This window comes from Methanococcus voltae (genome assembly GCF_024807655.1).
Lineage (GTDB): Archaea > AGJL01 > Methanococci > Methanococcales > Methanococcaceae > Methanococcus > Methanococcus voltae_D.
In genome coordinates this window covers 14,800-32,279 of the sequence record NZ_JANUCR010000003.1, presented here as the reverse complement: position 1 = coordinate 32,279, position 17,480 = coordinate 14,800, and the positions used below count along the sequence as shown (strand labels likewise).

The following is a 17,480-nucleotide window of genomic DNA, read 5'->3' as shown; positions in this document are numbered from 1 at the left end:
TCTTAATATATTACTTTATTTTTATTTTATTTTTATTTTATTTTTATTTTATTTTTACTTTATTTTTACTTTATTTTTATTTTTATTTTTATTTTTTTATATTTTTTTATTATTTTATTTTATAAATCTTCATTTTTTATTAATCCTTTTAATTTAACGTGGTCCATTATTTTTTCATTTATATTATATTTTAAACTTGGACAGGGTAAATTTCCAGAATTGCCCATAAATTCCGAATGATATAAAAATTTATACGGACAAAATCCTACGCAATTAGGTAATATAATACAATTTCTGCATTCTTCGTAGTTAAAAGGACTCCATTCATCCCAAAGTTTTACGTTTTCGTTCAATGGGGGGGTTGATAGTACATTACCAACGCTTTTATCGAGGTAAGAAACCGTTTCCCAGCATTTATGGATATTACCCACGGGGGTGACTACAAAACCTTTTGGACGTGTAGCACCGCAAAGTCCCATATATTGCATAGGCAAACTTGTGCCACACAAACCTTTAGAATGGGCATACCTCCTTAATTCAGATTCAATGCCTGCAAAATCCGATAATTCAAGTGTTTGATTTGATATGTGATGACACAATGAATTTGATGAAATAATCGGTGCAAAATAAATAGAAACGTTTTTATTAGATAGTCCGGAGTCTGCAAGTTGGTCAATTAGTCGATAGATTGATTTATAGTTGTTTTGGTCCACATTTACCCGTATTGTCGTAAATATTGGGTAAATATCAGTATAACTGCGTATATTACTTATTATTTTATCAAAAGAACCTTTTTTGGAACCTTTTAAATACCTTATACTATCGTGCACTTCTTTAGCACCGTCTAAAGTTATTTGAACGGTTTTAACCCTTCGAGCGTATAATTCACCCATTAATTCAGGCGTGCACGTATATCCATTGCTTACTATCATTGAAGTGTAATTTATACCGTTTTTGTCGCAATAGGGTATTATTTTGTCCGATAATCTTCTTACAACATTCATTGCAATTGTAGGTTCCCCTCCAAACCAGGTTAAACTCACATTTCTTAAATTATTTGAATAATTTTGAATTAATTGAAATATACCATCTTGGACTTCTTCAGACATTACCTTATTGTCTTTTAATTTTCCTTGGAAACAGTAATTACATTCAAAATTACAGTTTAACGTTGGTACGACAGTCATTATTAAATTTTCCTGGTTATTCCGCATAGAATTATATTTTTCTTCGAAAACCACGGTTTCATCAATATCTTTCGGGACTATAAAGTTATTTAATAGTAAATTATCCAATATATCAATTTCAATAGGTGTCATATTGTCTAATTTTTTAGTTTCAATATTATCAAATATTTTCAAGTCTTCTTCTTCTAAGAGACTGCAAATTCCGCTTAATGTATTGTATACTACTTTTCCCTCATTTACTTCATTTATAATATTATATTTGGAATATTTATATTTTGAATCCAAATTCCCACCATTTTAGTAATGATTTAAGAGAAATAAATCATAATTTTAATTTAATTAAGTAAATAATAAATAAATAATAAATAATAAATAAATAATAAATAAATAATTAAAAGTAATTTATTTTAAGTTTATACTTTAATGTACAATAGGACAGTAGGGCATAGAAGCTAAGCAAGTACAAGAACCTTTGTTTTTAGCAAGTTCCTCCTCCTGTTCTTTTTTGAAATCTACTGCACAAGGGTATGGCATAGATAGTAAGCAGGAGCAAGCACCTTTGTTTTCATATGGTCCGAAAGTCGTTTCTGTAATAAGGGTAGGGCAAAATTTGGCAAATTCTCTTTTATTGTTCTGAGTTTGCTGGTTTTCACTACCTACCTGTATTACGCAACTTCTTTGCAATATTTCCTCAACTTTTGGAGTCATTTCTTCTCTACCGACTTGTATGCCACAACTACTAAATATGCTGTCCGTATCAAGTCTATTGTTCTGAGTTTGCTGGTTTTCACTACCTACTTGTATTACGCAACTTCTTTGCAATATTTCCTCAACTTTTGGAGTCATTTCTCCTCTACCGATTTGTATTACGCAAGTACTGTTCGAATTATTGATACCTGCTCTTTCAAGCATAATTTGTCCCATATCTTCCTCTAATGGGGGTATTACACTTACTACACACTCTCCACCTTCGCATAATTGGGAATTTTTGCTTTTATCTAATTGTATAAAGTGAACTTTTGAATTTGAGCTGTTTAAAACTATTGCGTGAGCTTTGAGCACTTCTAAAACTTCTTTCAATGTTTTCATATCAACTAATTTTTTTGGGATTTCGATAATGTTTCCAAGATATTTTGCAGTTGTACCATTAGGCATTACTTCAAAAGAAACTATTTGACCATTTGGCGTTCTTGCTCTTATTGTCAAATCTAATCCGCTGGTAATATAACCGTGTATTTGAGCTTCGTTTAAGTTTTTCATAATTTCACACCTTAGTATGATTTTAATGAGCGATATTAGTATGCGATATGTTATAATACCAATGGACAATATGGTATGTGTATACACGGACCAGCGTGTACATCACCGGCGCAAGGGCAATCTACTGCACAAGCCATACCCGCACAAGCTTTTGCAGCACAAGGAGCTGCTGCCGCACAAGCCTGAGCAGCACAAGCCATACCCGCACAAGGTGAACCATCAGCTGCACAGGCTTGACCACCGCAAGCATCAGCTGCACAAGGAGCTGCCTGAGCAGCACAAGCCATACCTCCACAAGCATCAGCAGCACAAGGAGAAGCTTGAGCTGCACAAGCATCTCCGCCACAAGCATCTCCGCCGCAAGGTGAAGTTTGACCGCCGCAAGCTTGTCCTACACATCCTTCTGCGACACAAGGTGAAAGTTGACCGCCACAAACATCTGCACCGCAAGCATCACCAGCGCAAGGGCTACCTTTTGCTATACAACCTGCAGTACCACAAGTTTGACCGCCGCAAGGTGAAGTTTGAGCAGCACAAGCGTCTCCTCCACAGGCCTGACCGCCGCAAGGAGCTGCCTGACCTGCACAAGCTTGACCACCACAATCAAAAGCAGGGCAAGGTGAAGCATCACCGGCGCAAGCATTTGATACTTGCATTAAATTATCTCTTGCCATTTGAGGATTTGCAATAGGTACAAGATTTACTACATAGCCGGTATATCCGATTTGTATCCCGTGTGTTTTTAAAACCATCAATAAATCTTTTATTTTATTTATGTTTTTTAACGAATTTGGGAGTTCTATTTCATTCCCAAGATATTTTGCAGTTGTACCATTAGGCATTACTTCAAAAGAAACTATTTGACCATTTGGCGTTCTTGCTCTTATTGTCAAATCTAATCCGCTGGTAATATAACCGTGTATTTGAGCTTCGTTTAAGTTTTTCATATATTTACCTCGGTAATTGGTAATTACCATATTTTTTTATTTTAAATTTTTAATTATGTTGGGTAATTATACAAATTATTGATTATTAAATACGATTCTTTGATGGTAAGTTAATCATTTATTGAATTAATAAATTAAATATGGTTAATTTAATTAGAAAAGTAGTTAATTACTCAAAAACCGGTTATTGATTTATACATATAATTTAATCAATAAACCTAATAATATTTTTTTTTTAAAATTTATATCATTGATGGATTGAAAAATACACTCGAGTATATAGTTTATAATATATTTTATAATATATTATAAACTAATTAATGTATGGCATCAATAATTATTTTACACATATGTGCATAATTATATATATTACAATTTACAAATTAAAATACGAAATAAATATACGTTAAATAACAAATAAAAAAGTAAAAAATTAAAAAATTAATGAGAGTGAAATTATGAAAATATGTATTACAAGCACTGGAAAAGAATTAAATAGCAACTTTGAACAAAGATTCGGAAGAAGCCCATACTTTATAATCTACGATACAGAAAGCAAGGAATTTGAAGCAATAGACAACACAAACACATCATCCGCACACGGTGCAGGTATCGGTTCAGCACAGTTAATAATCCAAAATAAGGCAAAAGTTTTAATCAGCGGAAATATTGGACCTAATGCAAAAGCAGTTCTCGAATCAGAAGGTATTAATGTATTAAAAGGTACTGAAAGCACAGTGATTGAAAACATCAATAAATTTGAAGCAAATGAATTGGTGGAAATAACAAAAGCAGGTATGCCACACCAAGGAATGAAATAATACCTTAAAAAAATGAATATTACTAATTTTTTAATTAATAATAGATTAATAATAAATTAATAATAAATTAATAATAGATTAATAATAGATTAATAATAAATTAATAACGAATTACGGGGGAATTATGAAAATTTCAATATTAAGTGGAAAAGGTGGAACTGGTAAAACTACCGTTTCCACTAATTTAAGTTATTATATGGCTTTAAATGATTATTCGGTGCATTATTGGGACTTTGACGTTGAAGAGCCAAACGGTTTTATATTTTTAAACCCTGAAATTGCAAAAACTGAAGAAGTATTATCAAAAGTGCCAAAAATAGACGAAAACTTATGTACAAAATGCGGAGATTGTGCAAAATATTGTAATTTTAACGCATTGGCAATTACAAAAAATAGTGCACTAGTCTTTGAAAAATTATGCCACGATTGTGGACTCTGTTATGAAGTATGTCCAGTAAATGCAATTAGTGAAATTACGAGACCAATCGGACAAATCAAAAAAGGTTATTCTGAAAAAGCAAAAATACAAGCTACAAGTGGTTTTTTAAGCATTCAAGAACCTACGGGTGTTCCAATAATAAAAAAGATGAAAAAACAAATGGATTTAATCAAAGAAATTGATGGCAATCCTGTTATACATATTTTAGATGCACCGCCTGGAAGCTCTTGTACCGTATTAAGTACTGTAAAAGGTTCTGATTTTTCATTATTAATTACTGAACCTACAAAATTCGGTTTACACGACTTAAAAATCGCTGTAAGTGTTTTGGATTACTTAAGCATACCTTACGCAGTAGTAATAAACAAATCAAATGAATATGACAGTATAATCGAAGATTATTGCAATGAAGAAAACATTGAAATTATGGGTAAAATTCCTTTTTCAAAAGAAATTGCGAAAAATTATTCAAAAGGAAATCTTTTAGTTGATGTAAATAATGAAAATTTATTTACTGAAAATATTGATTTAATATTTTCAAACCTCAAAAGGAGGTTAAATTTATGAAAAAAATAGTAGTTTTAAGCGGAAAAGGTGGAACTGGTAAAACGACAATTTCTTCATCATTTGCAAGCCTTATGGGTGAATCTTCTAAATTAAACATTGCAGATTGTGATGTTGAAGCACCTAATCTTCATTTAATGTTTAAACACGAATTAATAGAACAAAAAGAATATTATGGCGTAAAATGTGCAGTATTAAATCAAGATTTATGCACAAACTGTAAATTATGCTATGAAAAATGTAGATTTGATGCAATATTATTGGATAAAGATGAAAACGTTGTAATTGATGATTTATCTTGTGAAGGCTGTGGACTTTGTGAATATATATGCCCCGTAGATGCCATAACAATGGAAGACGAATTAACAGGTCATATAAACAGTGCTAAAATTGAAAATGGGTATTTATCATACGCTAACTTAAAAATAGGTGCTGAAGGTGCGGGTAAAGTTGTGACTGAAGTCAGAAAAATGGCAGAAGGTCAGAAATTGCAATCAAATGAAAATGAAAATGAAAAAAGTGCAACTAACGAAAAAAATGAAGAATTCCCGTATTTATTAATTGACGGTTCACCTGGAATTGGCTGTGTCGTAATTGCTTCATTAACGGGCTGTGATTATGCCCTTGTCATTACAGAGCCAACTCAATCAGGTTTAAGCGATTTACAAAGAGTCGTGGAATTAATTAAATTTTTCAATATGCCTTGTTATGTAATTATCAATAAATACGATTTAAATACTGATAAAACACTTGAAATAGAGAATTACGTTAAAAAAATTAAAGAATCAGATAAAGACTTTAATTTTGATTTGGAAGTTGTTGGTAAAATTCCTTTTGACAAATCAGTTAGTGATGCAATACAAAATGAGATACCTGTCGTAAAATATGAAAATAGTGAAGCAGGTCGGTCTATAATCCAAATATGGAATGAATTATCTCTTAAATTAAATAATTAATCATTATTTATTTATTATTTATTTATTATTTATTATTTATTTATTATTTATTTATTCATTAATTCAATAAATTTATTTTGGCTAATTAATCGTCTTTAAATATTTTAAAATCTCCTAAATTTTTTTATTTTTTGATATTAAGATATTATAGTAAAATATATAAGTGATGACCAACATATTATATTTTGCACATATGTGCAAAATAATTATTAGATATTATTCAATACCAATCTGTACAAAATACATTAAAAATAATGTAAGAATATGAATATAAACATAATAACACTAAATTGGTGAAAAAATGGACTTTAGATTACATAGAAACTGTATATGTGATAAATTAGGTATCGAGCCATCAAAAAGAGGCTTAGGAATTAGGAGATTACTCGCAATGGGTATGTCCCTCAATGAAATAAAAGAAAGATACAATTTAAATATGAATACTGAAACTACCAACGTTGAAAATAAAGGTGCTGAAGGTACTGAAAACGTGGATAACATCGATAACATCGATAACAATGAAGTAATTGATGCAAGAGGCTTTTATGGTAGGGGAAATGTTGGTGCTGGAGCAGGCGTAGGTGCAGGCTTTGCTAATAATGTAGGTTTTGGAAGAGGTTGCGGTTTAGGTCGTGGTTTTAACAGAGCTGGCAGAGGAATGGGCGCAGGCAGAGGAATGGGTAGAGGTCAAGGTAGGGGACAATTTTAAATTAAATCCCTAACTTTTAAGTATGTGATTATCTAAATATTATTGTCGCATATTATATTTTATTAACAAAGTAATACCAAAATTTAAACGATTTAATAATTAAATGACATTTAAATATATGATATCAAATATAATTTATATATAATTTATACATAATTTAAAAATTAGATATAATTTTATATATTCGGTGAAAAAATGAAATTAGCTATACCTATCATTAACGAAAAAGTTTCAGAACACTTCGGAAAATCAGAATACTTTATTATTTACGAAATTAACGAAAACAATGAAGTAATAGGTTCTAAAAAATTAGAAAATAACCCTTGCGGTGATGGTTCACATTCTGGACACGGTAGTACCGTACAAACTTTGTTGGCTGAAAATCCTGATGCTGTTTTATTTATTAACATGGGTCAAAGAAGTATAACTTCATTAGCTGGAAAAACAGCATTATACAGAGCAAACGATTTGGACGTAGAAAACAGTTTAAAAGAATTTTTAAACGGTAATTTACAACAAGTACAATAAGTTAAAATTTTGAATTTCTTTTATTTTAGTTTTAATACATTATTTTTATTTTTATTTTTATTTTTTATTGCATTCTATTCTATGGTTGATATTTTCAACACTATTTTATTTTAAATAATTTTTATTAAAGAAAATTTTATTTTTATTAAATTTATGTTAAATTTATATAATATGTAATGCAATTAGTATAATAATTACCATTATAATTAGCAATATACCCTAATTACTTAATTACCTAATTACCATAATTATGGAGTATGGAGGAGAATGCAATGGCCAAGAATTTCCATTTCCCATTCACTGCAATAGAAGGACAAGAAGAAATGAAGAAAGCACTACTTTTAAACGCTATAAATCCCTCAATAGGTGGCGTTTTAATAAGGGGTGAAAAAGGGACTGCAAAGTCTACAACAGTTAGGTCTTTAACCGATATATTACCACAAATAGAAGTTATGGACAGCTGTCTTTTTAACTGTGACCCTAAAGGAAATATGTGCGATGAATGTTTATCAAAGAACAAACCCTATAAAACAGTTTTTAAAGAAATGAAGGTCGTTACCTTACCTATAGGTAGTACTGAAGATAGAGTAATTGGTACAATCGACATAGAAAAAGCGATTAAGGAAGGCATCAAATCACTTGATAAAGGTATTTTAGCAGATGCAAATAGAAATATATTATATTTAGACGAAGTAAACTTATTAGATGACCATATTGTAGATATTTTACTCGACGCCGCAGCTATGGGTTGGAATACTATCGAAAGAGAAGGTATAAACATTAGGCACCCATCTAAATTTATATTGGTGGGTACTATGAACCCTGAGGAGGGGGAATTAAGACCTCAAATATTGGATAGATTTGGATTAATGGTTAACGTAGATGGATTAATGGACGTTAAGAAGAGAGTAAATGTAATTAAAAAGGTTGAAGAGTTCAATTTAAACCCCGAAATTGTTTTGGAAGAATATTCCATTGAACAAAACGTATTAATGGAACAAATTAGCAATGCAAGAAAGATTTTACCAACGGTTAAAATTGAAAATGATTTGCTTGAGTTTATATCTCAGATATGTATCGAAATGAATATACCAACTAATAGGGCAGATATTACAGTAGCGAGAACCGCAAAAACAATTGCAGCACTAAATCAACGTGATTACGTCGTTATTGATGATATAAAAGAAGCTTGTGAGCTTGCTTTACCTCACAGAATGAGAAGAAAACCATTCGACCCACCTACCTTAAACAATGAAAAGTTAGAGCAATTTTTCGATGAATTTGAAAATGAAAACGATAATAACGATAATGACAATAATAATGAAGATGATTCAAAAAATTAGATGAGCCTGAAACTGAAGAAAATGACTCTGAGAGTGATGAAGACAATAATACTGAAAACGATAACAATAATGAAAATTTAGAAGAAGAAAATACTTATGAAATTCCTCAAAATCAAGATATTGAAGAAAATAATGAAAACGATAATGAAGATGATAACGAAAATAATAGCGAAGATAATAAGGATAAAAATAATCAGAATACTAAAAATAACGATTTTGAAGAACAATTCGGAGTTTCAGGCAAAATTAATCCAAAAATATTGGATATTAAATTAAATGATAGAATAGAAAGATATTCAAGCGGTAAACGTGTAAGTAGTTATAGTTCTAAAGGTAGCTATGTAAAATACAAGTCAAATTCAAATAACGACATCGCTTTTGATGCTACAATCAAAGCATCAGCACCATTTCAAAAATTCCGACGAGAAAACAGTAATAAAAATTTATCGCTATATATTGAATCGGAAGATATGAAATATAAGGTTAAAAAGAAAAATATTTCTACCCACATAATGTTTGGAGTGGATGCAAGTGGCTCAATGGGAGTTTTAAAGCGTATGGAAGCTTCAAAAGGTGCAGTAGTTTCCTTATTGATGGACGCTTATCAAAACAGAGATAAAGTATCAATGGTAGCTTTTAGAAAAGATAAAGCAGAGCTTGTAGTTCCATTTACTTCATCAGTGGAACTTGCAGAGGCTAACCTCGTAGGTTTAAAAACAGGCGGTAGGACACCACTTTACGATGCGTTTACTAAGGCTTATGAAACATTTGAGATAGAAATGCGTAAAAATCCAAATATGATACCCATATTAGTGATGATTAGCGATTTTAAACCAAATGTAAATATTAACAAAAATTATTTTGTTGAAATTTGCGAAATCGTTGAAAAATTGCTTGAAAAAAATATTAGAACAATATTTATAGACACTGAAAAGAAATCCTTTGTAAAAATTGGTATCGGTGAAAATATTGCTAAGAAATATGGTATAGATTATTATAATATTGATAATTTAACCGATGATGATATATTAAATACAATATCTTCCGTAAATTAATTAAATTAATTAAATTAATAAATTAATTAAATTAATAAATTAATAAATATATTAACTCTAAAATTAATTACTAATGGGGTGTAATTGTGATAGGAATATCTTCGAGTTTATTCCACGAAACAAAGTATAGTTTAGACGAAGCACTGGAATTTCTCGAAAAAAGGGTAAATTATGTAGAATTAGTAAGTGATAGTGATATAGGAGTTTTTAATAACCCAGAAACTCCTTTATCATACAATTTAAAATATACTATCCACTGCCCATTAGAAGATATGAATCTTGCTTCAAAATATGAAAATTTAAGAAAAGTAAATGTAAATATCATTGAACAACTTGTAAAAATAGCAGACAATACAAATGCAAAAGTTATTGTTTTGCACCCCGGTTATAATGTTTTTGACAGTATGCGACCTAAGGCGGTTGAATCATTCTTAAAAACTGTGGAAGATATGAATAAACTTCAACAAGAGCATTCTGTACAGCTCACTATTGAAAATATGCCAAATTATGATATGATGTTGTTTAAAACGCCAGATATGAATGTTATTGATAGTTTTGGAGATATTGGAATTACCTTTGATATGGGGCATTCTTACCTAAATAACAACATTGATGAATTTTTGCGGGAAAAGAAAGTATTTAACCGTATAAAACACGTTCATATTCACGATAATAACGGCGATTTTGATGAACATTTGAATTTAGGTGATGGTAAAATACCTTTCGAAAATTACAAAAAAGCTTTAAAAGATTTAAATTGTATAAAAATGGTAGAAGTCCAAAGTAGACGGTTAAATAACATTGAAGAAATTGATAAAAGTGTTTCAGAGTTAAAAAAATTATTATCTTAATTTTATTATCTTAATTTTATATTTTATATTATATTATATTATTTTATTAATTATTATTTTATTAATTATTATTTTATCTTATTTTATCTTATTTTATTATACTATTTTTTAGATTAGTATGGAGTTTAATTATGTTTTAAGCGATAAATTGGTTTTAAAAATTAAAAAAAAAGAAAATATTTATTTTATAGTATATAATTACCCGTATTAATATCTGCTTAGTATATTAGCTCTATTTATTATACGTTTATTTCGATTATTACATTGATTATGCAGTGTATGGCGATGCACTGCTTGTTTCTGGGTCAAAGTGCAAGATAAATTCAGTTGTTTTACCCTCATAAAGGTCAGGGTGTGAAACTATCGCTAAATCTTCAAGAACTTTGTCCGTTTTTTCTAAACCAGTCTGATAGAATGAATCTGAGAAACAGAATATTTTATCGTTTTGGTAAGCTTTGTATTCTGATAATCCTGTATTCAATGTTTTGAATTCGGTTAAATAACCAGCTGATGACGAAACAATCCATACATCTGCGTTTTTATTTCTGTCGAAGAATGTTTCATAATCAACAGACGAACTTCCGGTACCTGTTTGGTCTAAGAAGGTATATTGAACATTACAGTCCTGTACAAGACCTTTTACAACGTAGCTCTGTGCGTTAGGTACGTATGTACCGTAAGCTGTCCTACTACCCCAGGCTACTGTAGGTACTGAATCAGCAGTCTGTGTGATTCTTTTTACATTTAATGATTTTTTCTCTTGTTCATTAAAGTATTTTGAAGCTATTTCTTCTTTATCGTAGAATGCTGCGAACATTTTTGCCCATTCACATCTACCCAAGAATGTTTGTTCGAGGTATTCCGCATCGGAAACTGGTAAAACACCTGCTCTATCGCAAGTATTTGCAAATGCGTCCCCACTCCAGGAGTCGGGGTATACAAATGATAAGTCTGAATCACTTAAAGCAGTAATTCTGTCTTCTACCGGAGCACTTGAACTACCTAAGTCCACGATTGTACCATCGTCGAGACCTGTCTCAATGTCAGGGTAATACCAAGCGTATCCACCACCATAGGTGATACCTTTAACTGAGTCGAAAACACTTCCATCATCATTTAAAGGGTTCATTAAAGCTATTTGTGTCGAACTCATTACCAATACTTTGGTTACTGGGATATCCACACATGTTTCATATTTTGAATCCCAATTGCCACCCGTAGGTTCTGATTGTTCGGCGTGCTTTAATAATATTTTTTTACCGGTTGAGTCGGTTAATATTTTGTATTCGTATTCTTCACCATTGTACGGATTTACTTCGTAGCCTTCAGCATCGTAGTATTTTAAATCCATATTTACTGAGTGAGTAATTGATTCACTCATTTCATCGTAGTAATTGAACAAATAAACTACATCTGAAACAGATATTTTATTATCTGCGTTAACGTCTGCATCTTCAATATCTAAATCTCTGTTGTTAAATAAGTAAACAACATCTGAAACAGATATTTTACCGTCTTCGTTAATATCCCCGAGCCTATAATCATAATTACCCGTTGCAAAAGCAGATGGGATTATCATAAGCACGAATAACATTAAAAGCCCAATTTTGGCTTTTAAATTCATATTCAAAGTAATCACCTTTTTATTTAATATCGGAATTTTTATCGATTAATATTTAATATTTAATATTTAATTTTTAATTTTTAAGCATTATTCTAATATTAAATTACATTTATCGTAGTTTTGTCGTATTTACTGTATATTTATCCCATTATATCAATTATTTTGGATAATTATATATACAAGTATAACAACTATCCTATTATATATTATAGTTATTTTTAATATATTTAAACAAAACTTTATTTATTTTCTAAATATATAAATTTATGTTTTTAGAACTGAAGTTTTTGAAAAAAATTATATTATTACAATACTATAAGTTATAAATTAAACTTTAAAGTATTAAATTTTAATAGAATAATTAATAAATAATGTATTAAATATTTGAATTATTAATTTTTAGGAATTTACGATATTTACGATATTTACAATACTTACAATATTTACGACATATAGGATTATTATTCGGTGAAAAATTGAAAAGATTTACAAAGTTATGTATTTTACTTAGTTTCATATTGTTTTCTGTTATTTTGTTAAGTTTAATGCTTGGTACTACGCCTATCTCTATTTCCGATATTCTCACGTACATCTTAAATGGAACTACTGGAAACCACTCTATGGATTTATTACTTGCTAAAATGAGGGCTACAAGGACTTTAGGTGCTTTATTGGCAGGTATGGGTATATCTTTAGCAGGAATATTAATGCAAAGTTATTTCAGAAACCCTTTAGCAGACCCTTACTTAATGGGTGCTTCAAGCGGTGCAATGTTGGGTGTTGTAGTTTATGGGTTATTAACGTTGGTAATGACATCTACAATTGGCACATCGTCGTTTGGAATTGTTTTATTTGCTTATGCGGGCACTATGTTGGTTATGATGTTAATTACGGCCATTGCCAAAATAACGAGGCAGATATCCACCCTATTAATTTCGGGAATTATGGTAAGTGCTTTAGCATCAGGTTTTACGAGCATTTTAGTATATACTGGGGATATATTAGGCGGAGATGGTGAAAAACTACACGGACTTATTAGTTGGGGTATGGGTGCAGTTAACAATCTCTATTGGAATCAGGTGGGTGCAATGGCACTTATAATCGTCCCATTTATGATATTTTCGGTAATTGCTCTTTCAAAAAATATGGATGCAAACGTTTTGGGAGACAATTATGCCGTTAGCATAGGAATTAATCTAAAAACGTTTAAAAGGAAATTATTAATAATATCTTCTATATTAACAGCTACAGTTGTGGCTTTTACTGGACCTATAGCTTTTATAGGTATGTTTTGCCCAATACTTGCCAGAATGATTAATAAATCTGCTAAACACAACGAATTAATACCTTTATCCTTATTATTAGGTCCGATATTTTTAACAATTGCAGATATATTAACCCGTCCTGGTGTAGTCTTACCAGAAAATGCAAACGCTTTGCCATTATTATGTCCATTATCAATTATGGGCGCCCCTATTGCGATATATATGTACACAAAATCTAAAAATTTTACAATGTAGAAAGTATTACTAATTAGAAAACATTACTAATTAATAAATCGAATAATTGCTAAAATAAATAATTAATACTAAATTATTGCCCTATTATTAACATACATTAACATATTGGTGAAACAATGTGCAAAAAGTCAAAAATTAATTTAAAAGAAAAAATAAACAATAATTTAGAATCCCTATTTAAGAGAAAATCTTATAAATATTCTATATTATTATTGTTATTAATATTATGTATTGTATTGTTTATAATTTCCATTTATTTCGGAGGAAATGCGGAATCTGTATCAATAAATGATATTACTTCGGTAATAGTTCACCAAACCAGTGGTGAAGTATACAAAGATATAATCATAAAAGAAATAAGATTTCCAAAAGTTTTTGGTGCAGTATTAGTCGGTATGGCGTTAGCAGGTAGTGGTTTAATGTTGCAAGTATTATTTAGAAACTTATTAGCTTCTCCCTACACCACAGGTATATCAAGCGGAGTTTTGCTAATGGTTTCGTTAGTTATCTTTGTTAATTCGTTTTCAGAGTTTTTTAAATCTATTGTAGGTTATGAAACTTTAGTGGCGGGTTGGATAGGCGGGTTAATATCTACGATGCTATTAATAGCTATTGCACATAAATCAAACGAGTCAAACAGTATAATTATAATATCACTTCTTGCAAGTTATATGTTTTCAGGATTAACGTCTTATTTGGTAAGTAATGCCACAATAGAATCTATTAAACAATACTATGGCTTTTCAATTGGTGAAGTATCTAAATTAACGTTAGATAATATATATCCAATGACTTTTGCAATGATTATATTTATAATAGTAGCTATTTACTTAATAAAACCGCTCAATGCCCTACTATTCGGTGAAAATTACGCTAAAAGTTTTGGTGCAAATATAAAACAGATTAGAATTAAAATTTTACTTATTACTTCGTTCGTAGTTGGTTTAATTATTCCAATGGTTGGTTTAATGGCTTTTGTAGGTATTGCAGCCCCTTATTTGGCAAGACCTGTCATAAAAACGTCAGATAATAGGTATTTATTACCTGCAAGTATGTTAATTGGCGCAATTCTGATGTTGGTTTGTTATATCATATCTTTGAAATATTATATACCTATAGCATTGCTAACAAATACAAATTCATTGACTATCTTACCAATAGGCTCTGTATTAGATATTATCGGAGGTATTATCGTATTATATTTAGTCGTACGTGGTGAAAAGAAATTATTAATTCAATAGTTAAAAAATAATAATAATAATAATAATAAAATAAAAGTAAAAATAAAAGTAAAAATAAAAGTAAAAATAAATATAAAGATAAAGATAAAAATAAAATATTTTTTTCATAATTTATATTATTTTAAATTAGTTTATTCGGTTATATGAGAATATCTTCATATTTTATTCTTCATATTCAAAATTTAACTCGTCTTGTATAATCATAGCTTCTCTAACGCTTCTTTTTACACATTTCGCTATCATTTCACCTAATTTTGTATGTCCTCCAGTATAGCCAACTTTTGGACCGTTTCCGCCGACTACAATTACGCTATCAGTACCTGTTCCTGTGGATTGTAATTCGGGATGTTTTGTACTTTTAACACCTAAATCTAAGAATACATTGGTTTTAGCTTCTGTAATTGTGATAATAGCTTTTGCCATAGCCCCTTCAGTCAAATTAGCGTTTGTAATTACAATAATATTTACTGTGCCAACTTTTTCTTTTTTAGCGATTGTACCGTCTTCTTTTATGTAGTATGTTTCGAAATCTTTTTCAATGTAATCAGCTTTTTCATCACCAAGTCTTATGGCATTATTCAATGCTCCCGCAGTAGAAAGTGCAACAACATAATATTCATCGAATTCTTCATAATGTATCGATAAATTATCCATATTTGCCCCAGTACCCAATAATGCAATTTTTTCTTGAGGTATTGCAATTTTTTCAAAGATTTGTTTTCTATAATCCTTGTATGAATGTACTTTATCCCAGAATGGTACGGGAATTGAGTTATTACCCACGTAATCAACTTTAACCATTCCTTCGTTAGTTGATAGAACTTTTCGAGGGGTTTCGAACTCTACAACTAAAGTTTTGGTTTTTTCACTCTCATCTTTGATTTCCATAGTATGTTTGACTCTTTTAGCCACCCAATCATCTTTTTTAAATAATTCTTCGATTTTAACGCTGTCATCAGTTATGTTTTGATAATGCATCTTCACACCTTCCACATTTAAAAAATTTGTTTTTTCAAAATTTTAAATTAAATATTTTAATATTATTTTTATTATTTTTATTAGTGGTATTACTAATATACTATTATCATTACATTTTAAATTCGAATTTACCACATCGACTTAAAGCAGCGTTTAATATATCTTCTACCAAGCATAAAGCTCCATTTATTCCTGCATAAGGTATATTATCGCATAATGAAACGTTGTCAAATACAGGATATGTATATCGTATCAATGGCACGTCTAAATCGATAGAAAGACCTTTTTCAAAGCTACTGCCGAAAATCATCGTACTGTATGACGATAAAACTGCTTGTTTATAGTCATCACCATAATTTGCAACTATTTCCATATCCATACCCAATTCTTGACTTAAAAATTCGGCCATTGATTCAGCTTTATGGTCTCCAATAACAGACACAGGAACAGAATAAAGACCGTTCATATACACTGATACTTTTTTGTAAGGTTCGTAATCCACAAGGCTATCATATTTCAATTCAAAGGCTTTTTCATCGAAATAGGCATTATTTTCGAATTTTGAAATAATTGATTTTAAGAATTTTTTAGTTCCTTCAATTCCATAGGGGTAATTCACTGAAATATAATCGATATCGTGTTCTTTCTGCATAATTTTTGCAAATTCAAAACCTTGACCAATTACAACGTTTAAATCAGCGTTAGGAGAATTTAAAAATTCAGAATATGTACAATTTGAGATTACACAGTTGATTTCGATATTAAATTCTTTTAAAATTCTCTTAATTTCCTTTAAATCTGCTTCTATTTTGTAATCGTCAATAGAAACGCCAATTAAATTTATTAAATTTGTAGATTTGTTATTAGTATTATTCGTATTATTATTCGTATTATTATTCGTATTATTATTCGTATTATTATTCGTATTATTATTCGTATTATTATTAGTATTATTATTATCTTTAACTTCTTTATCAAAATTCTTTGGAATTAAGGAATATAGATTTAAAAGTCCATCTTCGTAGCCTTTTTTAGCATCGCCTTTAAAAGCTTCCGCATTAATTACAATATGGTCCTTTTCAATGTCTAAATCTTCTATAATACCGCTTACATCGTCCCCTATTATTGAAGGAATATCTCCAACTAACAATACTAATAAGGGGTTTTTAACGCTGTCATAATTACTGTCCATCGAAATTAAAGTTTCTTTTAGCGTATTTTCGCCACCGAAAACGATTTCTTGCTCGTGCATAATACTTGAGGACATTCTTAAATCATTTAAATTTTGAGATGTCCCATATATCATAGTACCCCAATTACAACCTACGGGGGCGTGATTTAGTATTATGGCGTCTTTAATCCCGTAGCAAGCTCTAAAAGTTCCAAAATATTTGCCTGCGTCCATTTTTTCACCAATTATTAAATTTTTAGTTATTTAATTAGTTTAATCTAATTTA

At 30.0% G+C, this 17,480-nt stretch carries 16 protein-coding genes; 10 read left to right on the top strand and 6 right to left on the bottom strand.

Annotated elements, in window-relative coordinates; all coding sequences use genetic code 11:
- Nucleotides 1-119: 119 nt before the first annotated feature.
- From J3E06_RS04460 to J3E06_RS04450, 3 genes are all read right to left on the bottom strand, one after another.
- Nucleotides 120-1,472, bottom strand: coding sequence for a TIGR04463 family radical SAM/SPASM RiPP maturase (locus J3E06_RS04460; RefSeq protein WP_013180083.1), 1,353 nt, complete (start codon nucleotides 1,470-1,472; stop codon nucleotides 120-122).
- Nucleotides 1,473-1,607: 135 nt separating this feature from the next.
- A complete protein-coding gene (locus J3E06_RS04455) occupies nucleotides 1,608-2,447 on the bottom strand; it encodes a hypothetical protein (RefSeq protein WP_013180082.1) in 840 nt (279 codons plus the stop codon).
- Between the two features lie 50 nt (nucleotides 2,448-2,497).
- Nucleotides 2,498-3,394 carry a hypothetical protein gene (locus tag J3E06_RS04450; protein WP_013180081.1) on the bottom strand — a complete coding sequence of 299 codons (897 nt, stop codon included), beginning with the start codon at nucleotides 3,392-3,394 and terminating at the stop codon, nucleotides 2,498-2,500.
- Between the two features lie 458 nt (nucleotides 3,395-3,852).
- Between J3E06_RS04450 and J3E06_RS04445 the strand changes: the two genes are divergently transcribed.
- The 8 genes from J3E06_RS04445 to J3E06_RS04410 all read left to right on the top strand — a co-directional run bounded on the left by J3E06_RS04445 (nucleotide 3,853) and on the right by J3E06_RS04410 (nucleotide 10,660).
- The gene (locus tag J3E06_RS04445) at nucleotides 3,853-4,215 is read left to right on the top strand and encodes a NifB/NifX family molybdenum-iron cluster-binding protein (protein ID WP_013180080.1); all 363 of its coding nucleotides are present in this window, start codon (nucleotides 3,853-3,855) and stop codon (nucleotides 4,213-4,215) included.
- A 124-nt stretch (nucleotides 4,216-4,339) separates the two neighbouring features.
- Nucleotides 4,340-5,221, top strand: a complete 882-nt coding sequence (locus tag J3E06_RS04440) for a P-loop NTPase (protein ID WP_013180079.1) — start codon at nucleotides 4,340-4,342, stop codon at nucleotides 5,219-5,221.
- Nucleotides 5,218-6,174, top strand: a complete 957-nt coding sequence (locus tag J3E06_RS04435) for an ATP-binding protein (RefSeq protein WP_013180078.1) — start codon at nucleotides 5,218-5,220, stop codon at nucleotides 6,172-6,174. Before J3E06_RS04440 ends, J3E06_RS04435 begins: the two co-directional genes overlap by 4 nt.
- Nucleotides 6,175-6,475: 301 nt before the next feature.
- On the top strand, nucleotides 6,476-6,883 hold the full coding sequence (locus J3E06_RS04430; protein ID WP_013180077.1) for a hypothetical protein: 408 nt from the start codon (nucleotides 6,476-6,478) through the stop codon (nucleotides 6,881-6,883).
- A gap of 195 nt (nucleotides 6,884-7,078) precedes the next feature.
- Complete coding sequence (locus J3E06_RS04425) at nucleotides 7,079-7,411, top strand: NifB/NifX family molybdenum-iron cluster-binding protein (RefSeq protein WP_013180076.1); 333 nt, start codon at nucleotides 7,079-7,081, stop codon at nucleotides 7,409-7,411.
- Nucleotides 7,412-7,683: 272 nt separating this feature from the next.
- Entirely contained in the window at nucleotides 7,684-8,754 is a 1,071-nt protein-coding gene (locus J3E06_RS04420; protein WP_013180075.1) for an ATP-binding protein, read from the top strand.
- Nucleotides 8,755-9,014: 260 nt separating this feature from the next.
- Nucleotides 9,015-9,809 (top strand): VWA domain-containing protein, encoded by a 795-nt coding sequence (locus tag J3E06_RS04415; protein WP_013180074.1) that lies wholly within the window; start codon nucleotides 9,015-9,017, stop codon nucleotides 9,807-9,809.
- Nucleotides 9,810-9,895: 86 nt separating this feature from the next.
- Nucleotides 9,896-10,660: a sugar phosphate isomerase/epimerase family protein gene (locus J3E06_RS04410; protein WP_013180073.1), complete on the top strand. Its 765-nt coding sequence runs from the start codon at nucleotides 9,896-9,898 to the stop codon at nucleotides 10,658-10,660.
- 268 nt (nucleotides 10,661-10,928) lie between these two features.
- On the opposite strand, the gene J3E06_RS04405 is transcribed toward J3E06_RS04410, so the two are convergent.
- Entirely contained in the window at nucleotides 10,929-12,284 is a 1,356-nt protein-coding gene (locus J3E06_RS04405) for an ABC transporter substrate-binding protein (RefSeq protein WP_013180072.1), read from the bottom strand.
- 476 nt (nucleotides 12,285-12,760) lie between these two features.
- Here J3E06_RS04405 and J3E06_RS04400 point away from each other — a divergent pair, with 476 nt between their 5' ends.
- Together J3E06_RS04400 and J3E06_RS04395 are read left to right on the top strand one after the other, a co-directional pair.
- Nucleotides 12,761-13,804, top strand: coding sequence for a FecCD family ABC transporter permease (locus J3E06_RS04400; RefSeq protein ID WP_013180071.1), 1,044 nt, complete (start codon nucleotides 12,761-12,763; stop codon nucleotides 13,802-13,804).
- A 116-nt stretch (nucleotides 13,805-13,920) separates the two neighbouring features.
- The gene (locus tag J3E06_RS04395) at nucleotides 13,921-15,045 is read left to right on the top strand and encodes a FecCD family ABC transporter permease (protein ID WP_013180070.1); all 1,125 of its coding nucleotides are present in this window, start codon (nucleotides 13,921-13,923) and stop codon (nucleotides 15,043-15,045) included.
- A gap of 162 nt (nucleotides 15,046-15,207) precedes the next feature.
- On the opposite strand, the gene J3E06_RS04390 is transcribed toward J3E06_RS04395, so the two are convergent.
- Complete coding sequence (locus J3E06_RS04390) at nucleotides 15,208-16,023, bottom strand: adenosylcobinamide amidohydrolase (RefSeq protein WP_013180069.1); 816 nt, start codon at nucleotides 16,021-16,023, stop codon at nucleotides 15,208-15,210.
- 109 nt (nucleotides 16,024-16,132) lie between these two features.
- Complete coding sequence (locus J3E06_RS04385; protein ID WP_013180068.1) at nucleotides 16,133-17,428, bottom strand: oxidoreductase/nitrogenase component 1; 1,296 nt, start codon at nucleotides 17,426-17,428, stop codon at nucleotides 16,133-16,135.
- Nucleotides 17,429-17,480: the final 52 nt, after the last annotated feature.

Excerpts from the sequence above, each read along its gene's own strand:
- J3E06_RS04455 (WP_013180082.1), bottom strand. The coding sequence starts at position 2,447 with ATGAAAAACTTAAACGAAGCTCAAATACACGGTTATATTACCAGCGGA.
- J3E06_RS04450 (WP_013180081.1), bottom strand. The coding sequence starts at position 3,394 with ATGAAAAACTTAAACGAAGCTCAAATACACGGTTATATTACCAGCGGA.
- J3E06_RS04445 (WP_013180080.1), top strand. The coding sequence starts at position 3,853 with ATGAAAATATGTATTACAAGCACTGGAAAAGAATTAAATAGCAACTTT.
- J3E06_RS04440 (WP_013180079.1), top strand. The coding sequence starts at position 4,340 with ATGAAAATTTCAATATTAAGTGGAAAAGGTGGAACTGGTAAAACTACC.
- J3E06_RS04435 (WP_013180078.1), top strand. The coding sequence starts at position 5,218 with ATGAAAAAAATAGTAGTTTTAAGCGGAAAAGGTGGAACTGGTAAAACG.
- J3E06_RS04430 (WP_013180077.1), top strand. The coding sequence starts at position 6,476 with ATGGACTTTAGATTACATAGAAACTGTATATGTGATAAATTAGGTATC.
- J3E06_RS04425 (WP_013180076.1), top strand. The coding sequence starts at position 7,079 with ATGAAATTAGCTATACCTATCATTAACGAAAAAGTTTCAGAACACTTC.
- J3E06_RS04420 (WP_013180075.1), top strand. The coding sequence starts at position 7,684 with ATGGCCAAGAATTTCCATTTCCCATTCACTGCAATAGAAGGACAAGAA.
- J3E06_RS04405 (WP_013180072.1), bottom strand. The coding sequence starts at position 12,284 with ATGAATTTAAAAGCCAAAATTGGGCTTTTAATGTTATTCGTGCTTATG.
- J3E06_RS04395 (WP_013180070.1), top strand. The coding sequence starts at position 13,921 with ATGTGCAAAAAGTCAAAAATTAATTTAAAAGAAAAAATAAACAATAAT.
- J3E06_RS04390 (WP_013180069.1), bottom strand. The coding sequence starts at position 16,023 with ATGCATTATCAAAACATAACTGATGACAGCGTTAAAATCGAAGAATTA.
- J3E06_RS04385 (WP_013180068.1), bottom strand. The coding sequence starts at position 17,428 with ATGGACGCAGGCAAATATTTTGGAACTTTTAGAGCTTGCTACGGGATT.